The organism is uncultured Tyzzerella sp. (assembly GCF_963558545.1).
In the GTDB taxonomy this organism is placed as follows: domain Bacteria; phylum Bacillota; class Clostridia; order Lachnospirales; family CAG-274; genus Tyzzerella.
The window spans coordinates 1-10,794 of record NZ_CAUWHO010000058.1 but is presented as its reverse complement, the minus strand read 5'-3'; the positions used below and the strand labels follow the sequence as shown (position 1 = coordinate 10,794).

At 29.3% G+C, this 10,794-nt stretch carries 6 protein-coding genes and 1 pseudogene; 1 reads left to right on the top strand and 6 read right to left on the bottom strand.

Annotated features, from left to right (window positions below; translation table 11 throughout):
• The 6 genes and pseudogenes from R5Z65_RS08625 to R5Z65_RS10250 form a co-directional block, all read right to left on the bottom strand.
• A pseudogene (locus R5Z65_RS08625) lies at positions 1-581 on the bottom strand (hypothetical protein); the annotation flags it as partial.
• Positions 582-713: 132 nt separating this feature from the next.
• The gene (ltrA, locus tag R5Z65_RS08620) at positions 714-2,357 is read right to left on the bottom strand and encodes a group II intron reverse transcriptase/maturase (protein ID WP_317368560.1); all 1,644 of its coding nucleotides are present in this window, start codon (positions 2,355-2,357) and stop codon (positions 714-716) included.
• Positions 2,358-2,577: 220 nt separating this feature from the next.
• On the bottom strand, positions 2,578-2,775 hold the full coding sequence (locus R5Z65_RS08615; RefSeq protein WP_317368558.1) for a hypothetical protein: 198 nt from the start codon (positions 2,773-2,775) through the stop codon (positions 2,578-2,580).
• Between the two features lie 400 nt (positions 2,776-3,175).
• Positions 3,176-4,804 (bottom strand): group II intron reverse transcriptase/maturase, encoded by a 1,629-nt coding sequence (ltrA, locus tag R5Z65_RS08610; RefSeq protein ID WP_317368562.1) that lies wholly within the window; start codon positions 4,802-4,804, stop codon positions 3,176-3,178.
• Between the two features lie 597 nt (positions 4,805-5,401).
• Positions 5,402-7,261 carry an SNF2-related protein gene (locus R5Z65_RS10255; protein ID WP_369124036.1) on the bottom strand — a complete coding sequence of 620 codons (1,860 nt, stop codon included), beginning with the start codon at positions 7,259-7,261 and terminating at the stop codon, positions 5,402-5,404.
• Positions 7,262-9,930: 2,669 nt separating this feature from the next.
• Entirely contained in the window at positions 9,931-10,242 is a 312-nt protein-coding gene (locus R5Z65_RS10250) for a TnpV protein (RefSeq protein ID WP_369124035.1), read from the bottom strand.
• 194 nt (positions 10,243-10,436) lie between these two features.
• Here R5Z65_RS10250 and R5Z65_RS10245 point away from each other — a divergent pair, with 194 nt between their 5' ends.
• Positions 10,437-10,589, top strand: coding sequence for a hypothetical protein (locus R5Z65_RS10245; protein ID WP_369124034.1), 153 nt, complete (start codon positions 10,437-10,439; stop codon positions 10,587-10,589).
• Positions 10,590-10,794: the final 205 nt, after the last annotated feature.

Genomic DNA, 10,794 nt, shown 5'->3' with positions numbered 1-10,794 from the left:
AGTCTTTCTTCATATAATTCTAGTTCTTTTACTATATCATCTGCTAAATTTTCAAGCCTTGTAATATTTCCTATATCAGATACACCTAAATCTTTTGAATAAGTTTTTTCCCATATTAAATAAATTTTAGATACACCCATTGTATAAGTAAATCCTACTTTAAAACCACTAAAAATACCTATTTCTTCAATATCATCAGTAGGCTTTTCTTTTGCTATATTTTTAATTAATGTATTTAAGTATTCGCCTGCTTTTGTTCTATCCAAAAATACCTTATTATTTAAAGTTATTTTAAAATCAATAGGCTTATTTACTCTATAAGTTTCTATATCTTGTTTTACTTTTTCAAGAGAATTACTTAACCTTTCTATTTTTGTTGGTGTATCTTTTATTATATTTTTAAGTTTTTCTTTACTTTCTTGCCAACTTGATTTTAAAAGAGTAAGTTTATTTATTTCTGTATCTACTTGCATTTTTTCTTTTATAAATGGATTGTTCATAGCAAGCCCTTTTATTTCTGCATAGTTAAGCACAACTTCGTCTATATCATCACAACTTATAAGAGGGGATTTTTCTGTCATTACCTGTGAAATAAACTTTTGTTTGTTTTCTAAAATTTGGTCGGGTAGGTCAGTTATATTACTACAACTTTCCCCCCTAAGAACTGTACGTGAGAGTTTCCTCTCATACGGCTCAAGTTTTTAAAATTTCTCTTATAAATCTTCAAGAACCAGCTCATTTTTATTTGATTTTTTATAACAATAAGGGTGTACAAAATATATTTTGTTATTTTCTTTTTGTAGCCTAAAGTCTGTTTCTACTGTTATTTTATTGCCACATTTAATGCAATTTCCTTGTTGTTCTTTCCATAGTTTTTCAAGAATTTTTCTACCTTTAATGTTGTTTAACATTTTCTTTTCTTCTCTTTCTAAGAAATAATCTTGCCAGTTTTCATCAAATGGATTAGCTTCAGATTTAATTTTTGTAAATCTTCTAATATTTGTATCTGTAGCATATATAAGGCGTATATATTCATCTTTTTTATTTTCTAATGCTTTACTAAATGTCCACGCTCTTTGCCCTATTAAATGAAAATATTTTTTTGCTATCCATCTTCTACCTTTATTTGGGTGTCTTCTTTTACACCATTTCCATAAACAATTCCATATTTCATAGTCTAGTTTTTCAAATGCTTTTGATGAAACATTATATTTATGATAGTTTACCCAACCCCTTATTATTGGGTTAAGTTTGTTTATTAAAAATTCTTGTTTAATGGTTTTGTTTGTTTTAATAATATTTCTTATCTTATCAATAACATTTTTAAAGTTCTTTTTTGATGGTTTTATTAAAAGTTTATTATTATACATTCTAATATTTGTGCCTAGAAAATCAAAACCATCTTCTATATGAGTTATTATAGTTTTTTCTTCCGATAGTTCTAGCCCACGTTTTTTAAGAAATTCCGTTATTATAGGTTTTACCTTATCTTCTAAAATTTCTTTACTGTATCCTGTAACTATAAAGTCATCAGCATATCTTATAAAATTAACTTTAGGAAAATATACTTTACCTTTAATTTTATATTTACGTATTTTTGATTTTAATTCTTTTTCTATTCCATCTAGTACCATATTACATATTATTGGAGAAATAGCTGAACCTTGTGGCGTACCTTTTCTTGTTGGGAAAAGTCTTTTTGTTTCTATATATCCACTTTTTAGCCATTTCTTTAATATTTTTTTATTTATTGGTATATTTTCTAATATCCATTGATGACTTATATTATCAAAACAACCTTTTATATCTCCTTCTAGTACCCATTTTGGTGATTTCCTTTTATTTAAACTTATAAAGCATTGTTCTATAGCATCTTGTGTACATCTTTTAGCCCTAAAACCATATGAATTAGGGTCTGCTGTTGTTTCTGCTATAGGTTCTAATGCAAGTTTATACAATGTTTGCATTGCTCTATCAGTCATTGTTGGGATACTTAAAGGTCTTTTCTTACCATTCTTTTTAGGAATATAAATTCTTTTTAATGGTTTTGGTTTATATCCTCTTTTTTGTAGTTTGAAAATTGTTTTATATTTTGCAGATGGTGTTAGCCATAATTCGCCATCAACACCTGCCGTATTTTTACCCTTATTTTGAGTAACACGTTTTACTGCTAATGCTTTAGCATAAAACGAGTTTGTGAGCAGAAATTGTAAAGATTTAACTTTTGATTTTCTGCCTTGTTTATGAGCTTTCACAATACGTATCTGTAGGTTTTCAGCATATTTTTCTGCTTTGTTCCAGTCTATTTGAAACCAGCATTTTTCTATGTCAGTAGTCGCACACATTTTACTGTTCATTTGCTTTACTCCTTTCAAAATTCTAAAGATTATCTTGTGATTAAAAACCTAGTGGAAGTCTGCCCACTTTCGTGTGAGGATAACATTTAAATCTCTATCCGTTTCATTACAAAACGGCTTTCGCTTTCTCCACTTTCCTTTACCCACACTCCCATCGGTTTTCCTTACGGTCAACTTTGCTTTATAAAGCGAGAATATGGGCTTACCTTGTTCTACTTAATTAACAAATTGATAGGTTAGGTTCTACCTCTTCGCCGACAGTTTTATGTCCGTGTAACCCTACTATATAAAGAGTTATCCAACTGTACACCTTTTGGTTTAGGCTTATCAACAGTTTTAGCCTATTCAGATTAACGACGTTTATCAGTAGTTCATTTTCATTAACCATACTATCAAGCCTGCTCCCTAACCGTTTCACTGCTAACAGTAACAACCTCCTCTCACGATTTGGTTTTAAAGGGCTACATTTTCATATCGGCTTACTACAAAACCGTTACCAGTAATGCAGTCGATATTAGGCTCAGTCAACGGAATGACTGGTTTAGTCTTATTGCTAAACAATTAATTAAGCAACTTCAAGTCGCACATATAAGTAACTGTCAAATGAACCTTCAGTAATGTAATTAAATATTTCTACTTCCTTATTTTCATTACCTTGTCTTAATATTCTACCATTTCTTTGAATAAGCTGGTCTGGTCGGTCGAGTAGGTCAGGGATATTACTATCCCTTTCCCCTCTAAGAACCGTACGTGAGAGTTTCCCCTCATACGGCTCAAGCAATTCAAAACATCTGCCAATACAGATGTCGGCTAGTCAACTAACGATTTTGTTTATAAAATTTGTCGTGTACAAGATAGCGAACTATTTGTCCATTTTCTTTTTGTTCTCGCACATTCCACTGAATTTCAGCAGTTATGCTTTCTCCACAAAGGGGACATTTACATTTCTGCTTGTTCCACATATAAAGCAATGATTTTCTGCCTTTTAAAGATAAGAGCATTTTATAAGTCATTCTTTCTTCAAAATATGATTTCCATTCTACATCAAATGGATTAGCTTCACTTTTTATTTTCTTATGTCTTATAATTTTAGTATCAAACATAAATTTAAGTGGGAATATATCCACCTTTCCATTTTTAATAGACTTTACTAAAAATGTCCAACGTCTAGTTTTATAGAAATGAAAGTATTTATTAGCAATCCAACGTTTACCCTTTTTAGGGTGTCGTCTTTTTGCCCATTGCCACAGTTTTTGAAAGATTTGGTTATCTACTTTTTGGAACGTTCTTGAAGAAGCTCCACATCTATAGTAGTTTGCCCAACCTGTTATTTTAGGGTTTAATAACCTTATTAGAGTTTCTTGTTTACAAGATTTATTGCTGTCAATTACATATCTAATACTATCTAAAAACTTCTTTACACTCTTTTTAGATGGTTGTGCAAGTAATACACCTTTAAATTTCCTAACATTAAATCCTAGAAAATCAAATCCATCATCAATATGTGTAATTAAAGTTTTTTCTTCAGATAATTCTAATCCTCGTTCAGCTAAAAACTTTATTAACATTGGTTTAATCTCTTCAAGCGTCTCTTTTGTTCTACCTGTAATTATAAAATCATCAGCATAACGAACCATATTAACCATAGGAGAGTACTTCTCATTTTTTCGATTTACTCTCTTATTTTTAGTGGCTAATAAATCACTTAATCCATCTAATGTCATATTAGCAAGTGTTGGAGAAATAATTCCTCCTTGCATTGTTCCTTCTTCAGTTTTAAATAATTCTCCTTTGAAAATAACTCCACACTTCAACCATTTCTTTAAGATTTTGGTATCCATAGGAATATTATTAAGTAACCATTCGTGACTGATATGGTCAAAACAACCTTTTATGTCGCCTTCTAATACCCATTTAGGAGAGTTTTTGCGACTTAAGATTGTATGACATTGTTGTATTGCATCTTGACAGCATCTTTCTTTCCTAAAACCATAAGAATGAGGGTCTGCTGTTACTTCTGCAATTGGTTCAAGTGCTAATAGATACAGTGCTTGCATTGCTCTATCTTTCATTGTTGGTATTCCAAGTGGACGTAATTTTCCATTTGCTTTTTTAATAAATACTCTGCGTAATGGTTGTGGTTTATATCCATTTCTTTTCAAACTTAGAATTGCTTCATATTTTGCTTTATCTGTAGACCATAATACTCCGTCTACTCCAGGCATTTTCTTACCTTCGTTAGTTGTTACTCTTTTTACAGCTATTGCTTTTGCTGAAAAAGAGTGTGTTAGTGTCCATTGCAAAGATTTTACCTTGCCATGTCTACCTTCTTTTCTAGCCTTTACAATACGTTCTTGTAGTTTTTTAACCTGTGCTTCGCACTTTTTCCAATCAATGGATTTCCACGCAAAGCTAGGGTCAGTAGTTGCACACATTGTTTTATTAATGTTCATTTGCTTTACTCCTTTCAAAAATTCTATAAGTTTCTTGTAAAGAATTACCTTATGTAGAAGTCTGCACCCTTTCGAGTTAGGGCAAATTTTGAACCCCTATTCATTTCATTACAAAATGACATTCGCTTTTTCTACAATCCTATACCTGCACTTCTATCGGTATCTCTTACGAAATACTTTCCTAAATAATTAGGAGAAATACAGGCTTACCTTGTTCCACATAGATAACAATAGTAGGTTAGGCTCTGTCTCATTCGCCGACGGTGCTTATATCCGTGTAATTCTACCATGGAAAGAATTATCTGACCGCTTCCCATTTTGGGCTAGAGCCTATCAGCAACTTTGGCTCGTTGGACGTTACGACGTTTAAATGACAGTTCACATATGTTAGCCATACTACTAAGCCTAGCTCCCTAACCGCATTGTTGCTTGCAGATTTGTCTTTGCCTCACGACTTTGACTTAACCACTTTTCGTGGAGGGCTACATTGTCATACCAGCTTCCTAACATTGCTATTACTAGCAAAGCAGGTGGTATTAGGCTACCACTAACGGAATAGTGGGTTTAATCTTTATTTAGTTAAACAATTATCTATGCGACTTCAAGTCGCACCCAAGGTATATCGATATTATGCAATGCATAAAGTTTATTTTGTACGTTTGTACCTACTCCCATTCGTTCTGTACTTCCTATAAGTACCCTTATTTCTCCTTTTCTTACTTTTTCAAATAGCTTTTCTTTCTGTTCATCTGTTTTAGCACTATGTATATAAGCAATTTCATCTTTTGAAACACCATTTTCTAAAAGTTCTTTTTTAAATGCGTCATAAAAATTAAATTTATTATCTTTAGGTATTCCACTATCACAAAATATAATTTGTGTACTTTTATTTTCTGCTGTTTCGTGATATATTTCAGCTACTTTTCTTGCACATATATTTAATTTTGTATTTGGATTATAAGGTATTTTATCATCTAAAATTCGTGGGTCTATTGATAATAGCCTTGCCTCAAGTATTATTTTTAAAAAGTTATCTATTTCTGGGTCTACTATACCATCCCTTATATTTTCCGCTCTAGCAACAAGTAAATCAACATATGCTTTTTGGTCTTCTGTTAGTTCTGCTTTTATTATTTGTTCTTTACCTGTTTTTAAACTAGGGCGTGGCAAGTCTAACGTTTCTGCAGTTTTTATATCAGCTATATTATTAAACATTTTCATAAGTTCAGGCAAGTTATAAAACTTTGATAACCTCATTTTCTTTTGGTATCCTGTACCCTCTGGCTTTATTTCATCACTTTCCTCTACTACACCAAATGTACTTACCCATTTATCAAACGTTCCTATACCTTTCTTTTCTAAATCTTTTGGTTGTAAGGTACTTTGTATAACATATAATTCACTCATTGAGTTAGTAATTGGTGTTCCTGTTAAATATATAACTCCTTTTCCTTTATTTAAGTTACTTATATATTGTGCTTTTAAATGAGCATCCATTGCAATTTGTGCTTTAGATGTATTTATACCTGCTACTCTATCCATTTTAGTATATATTTCTCTGTTCTTATATCTATGACTTTCATCAATAACAAGACAATCAATACCTAACTGCTCAAAATCTATATGTTTATCTTTAACTTCTTCTTTATAAAGAAGTTCTCTTTTAACTATTAAATTATTTTTAATTTTTTCTAATTCTTTTACATTCCAACTTGTTTTGCCTGTTATTAAAGACATTTCTTTTAAATGTTTTGTAATATTTTCTACTTCTTTATCTATTTCATTAGCTCTAGTTTTTTTAGATATTACTATTCTTTCAAAACTTGTATGGCTCATAATTATAGCATCAAAATTATTTGTTGCTATTTTAGAAATAAATTTTTGTCTATTTTCTTTTTCAAAATCACTTTTTCTAGCTACCAAAATATTTGCATTAGGATATAGCCTTAAAAATTCATTCCCCCATTGTTTTGTTAAATGATTAGGTACTACTATTAAAGCCTTATTTATTATTCCTAGCCTTTTTTGTTCATATACTGATGCTATTGCACTAAAAGTCTTCCCAGCTCCAACCTCGTGTGCTATAAGTACATTTGAGTTAGAATAAATAGCTCTTGCAATTACATCTTTTTGATAATCTCTTAATGTAATATCTTTGGATATATTAGGTAATTCAAGATTATTTCCATCATATTTTCTACTAACAAAATTATTAAATCTTTCATTATAAATATTTGTTAAATATTCTAACTTGTTTTTATCATTACCTATAAACTTCTGAAAAGCTGTTTTTATTTCTTCTTGTTTAGCTTTTGCAAGTATAGTTTCCTTAACATTTAATACATATTTTTCTTTAATTTCTCCAGTTTTTTTATTTAATTCTTCTACTTTATCATTAATTCTAATAGGCTTTAAATTTAATGTATTTTCTATAATTTCAAGGGCATTCATTCTTTTTGTACCATAAGTTTCTCTTATTTTTAAACCACTACGATTTTTACCCTCAATATAATATTCTCCATTATATTCTAAATAATGTAAGTCTGTATATTCACTTGAAGAAACTTTAATTTCTAATAAATCTTCTATAAATTTACTATAAATATCTGAGGGTATCCATTTAGAACCTAAAGTAAAACCTATTTCACTAGGCTTTAATGGTATTGGTTGTACTTGTTCTAGTGCTTGAACATTTCTTTCAAATATATGAAACTCTTTTGCTTTTTCTCTTGCAATAGCCAATTTATCTTTTACATATCCTGTTAAATATTCATCTGCTACTACATATCCTGTATATATATCATCTTTATTATAAAGTATAGGGTCTTGAAATATCTTATTTCCTAGTTCTTTTATTACTTCATCTTTAGGCTTATTATATATGTTACTCATATATTCAATATCTACTCGTCCTAAATTATTAAGACAAACTTTCAAACAATCTTCAGCATTTTCAACTGTAAACTGTTTTTTTATTTTTATTGTTGGCTTATAAAATATGTCTGTCTTTTCAAACTTTCCATTTACTTCTTTTTCAATAGATGTTAAAAGTGGATAGCTTATATCATTTCTAAATACACTAATATTAGCTTTATCATTTATATAACCATTTTTCGTTACAAACTTATCATATTTTTCATTTAAAATTTGTATTTTATTTTGTAATTCAATATTAAACTGTTCTGTTGTATAATTTTTAATTATTTCTTCGTTAGTTTGAAAATCTATTATATCTCTTAAAGCCTCATTTATACCTATTAAACCTGTTAATCTTTCAGCTTTTTTACCTGTTATATTTTGTTTAATTAATTGGTAATTCTCTTTATAATAAATTTGATTACCAATTATCCCATAAGATAAATTTCTAATATTATTTTCTATATTTACAACTTCTCTTGTATCACTTTGTTCTTTTTCTTCTTCCACTTCATAATATTTATAAGTACAATGTAAATTTTCTATTGCATTATTTAAAAGGTTATAAAGATTAGTATTTTCAAAGGGCTTACAAGCTGTTTCTGTTTCATTACCATACATACTCCTATCAAAAATCATTTTTCCTAAAATCATTTGAGGGTTGTCAATAAAATAATTATTAATAGGTATTCCATTTTTATCTTCAGAAATGTTAAGCCACCTTGCATTATTTTCTATTTCTAATAAAGGTTGCTCTCTTTTTTGAAAAAAGATTATATCTGTTGTAACTTCAGTATTTGCTATTTGTTTAAAAGCATTATTGGGTAGTCTTATAGCTCCTACAAGTTCGGCTCGTTCATTTACATATTTTCTTAAACTACTATCTTTTTTATCAAGTACACCTTTAGTAGCAATAATTCCAACAATACCATTTGGCTTTACTTTATCTATCATTTTAGCTATAAAATAATCGTGTATCTTAAAATTGTATTTATTATAATTAGGGTCATTTATTTGTAAATTATTAAAAGGTATATTTGATATAGCTACATCAAAATAGTTATTTGGATAATTTGTTTCTTCAAAGCCTTGTATACTAATATTAGCATTTGGATATAACTGTGTTGCTATTCTTCCTGTAATACTATCTAGTTCAATTCCATAAAGGGTAGAATTTTTCATCTTATTAGGTAAAGCAGAAAAGAAGTTGCCTGTTCCCATACTAGGGTCTAGTATTTTACCTTGTTCAAAGCCAAAATTATCAAGTGCTTTATACATAGCTTGTATTATTTTTTGTTCGGTATAGTATGCAGTTGTTGTGGATTTACTTGCTGATTTAAACTCATCTTCTGTTAAAATATTCTTAAACGTTTGATATTCTTCTTCAAAACCAATTTTATTGCCTAGTACATTTGCAAGTCCTCCAAAGCCATTATAACCAGCTAATACTATTTGTTCTTCTGATGTTGCTTGTCTGTTTTCTTCTTCAATTTCCTTTAATAGTGTTATTATTTCAATATTTTTTCTTGCCCTTGTTTTAATTCCACCATCATATAGGTTATGCTCTTCACTATAAACATAATTTTGAGTTTCTTCTATGCTATCATTTAGTGTAAAATCTTCTGTTATTTCATTATCATAATATTCCGTTTCAAATAGTTCTTGATTTGAAATCTCTTGTTCCATTTCTTCTATTTCATCTGGTATATTATAATCACCTATTTCATTAACATAATTTTCATACACACCATCTTCAATAGCTGTTTGTAATTTTTCTTGTAAATATTCATAGGTAAATTTTACTCCTATATCTTCATTAATAAATGTTAAACCATTTTCATTAGCTTGTACTTCTATATTAATCCCTAAAGTTTCATCATAATAAGAAAAATCTAAATCTTTAAAAAAGTCTTTTACATAATCTCCTTTTTCTTGATTATCTATATCTTTATCTAAACTATCAATTAAATATAAAGTATTTCTTCCATCAATATTTTCTTTTGTTATAAGATTTAATAAAATTTCTTTAAATAGTATAAAATTATCTTCATCTACTTCATCAAAATCTTTTATATCTATTTCCTTACCTACATTTTCATTAATGTAGCTAATCATATCTTCTATTTCTACTTCTTCATTAGATTTTTCTTCAATAGAAAAAGAGCCTATATTTTCACTAGGCTCTTGCATTTCCTCACTATTATTTATACTATTTTCTCTATTATATCCTTGATTGTCATTTCCTCTGCTATCTGATGTATATGTGTTAGATGTGATGCTCTCTCTAGCGTCTTGTCTGACGGTGGCATTGGTTGTTCCTCTAATAATTGTTTCACTATTTTCTCCTTGTAGCTCTCTGCCATTTCCTGTATCTCTAGCATTCTCTTGTTCAGTTCCCCTGTCATTACTAATGTTGTTATCTCGTGCCTTTTGTTCTCCATTAGGTACTCTTTCCACATCATTCCATAAGGTACTTGGCTCGGCTCGATTTCCACTTCCTCCTCCAGCTCGAACATTGGATACCATAGTCCCGTTTCCTCGTCCTCGAAGTATTCTATCTCCCAACCTGTCGGTGTCGTTTCTATCTTTGTTCTGCCCTCTGCTATTGCCTTGTGCATTGCTTGTATTAACTTCTCGTCCATTCTCTACCTCTCCTTTACGTTCTTTTTCTTTTTCAAGTTTTTTTACTTGTAGGAACATTTCTCTTAATATGTCCCTTGATATATCTGTTGCCAAACTTCCAACTTTTGAAAATACTTTAATATCTTTTATAGTATCAAAATTTATGTTTTCTGGCAAGTTAAATTCAATATTACACTTTTTTAATACCATATATTCTATACTTGACAATGCTATACCATAAGCCTTAATTCTATTTTCTTCGCTAATTTCAATATTATCAAAATAACCATCTCGATTACTTATTTCTTCTACTATCCTATTATATAAATAAGATTTTAAACTTTCATAATCTTTACCTAAAGTTTTATTTATATTTTTTAGTAAAAGTCCCTTATCTTCTTCTTTTATTTCCCATTTATAATTAATTACTCTTTTATAGCTTGAAT

Excerpts from the sequence above, each read along its gene's own strand:
- ltrA (WP_317368560.1), bottom strand. The coding sequence starts at position 2,357 with ATGAACAGTAAAATGTGTGCGACTACTGACATAGAAAAATGCTGGTTT.
- R5Z65_RS10255 (WP_369124036.1), bottom strand. The coding sequence starts at position 7,261 with ATGAATGCCCTTGAAATTATAGAAAATACATTAAATTTAAAGCCTATT.
- R5Z65_RS10250 (WP_369124035.1), bottom strand. The coding sequence starts at position 10,242 with ATGTTCGAGCTGGAGGAGGAAGTGGAAATCGAGCCGAGCCAAGTACCT.
- R5Z65_RS10245 (WP_369124034.1), top strand. The coding sequence starts at position 10,437 with ATGTCCCTTGATATATCTGTTGCCAAACTTCCAACTTTTGAAAATACT.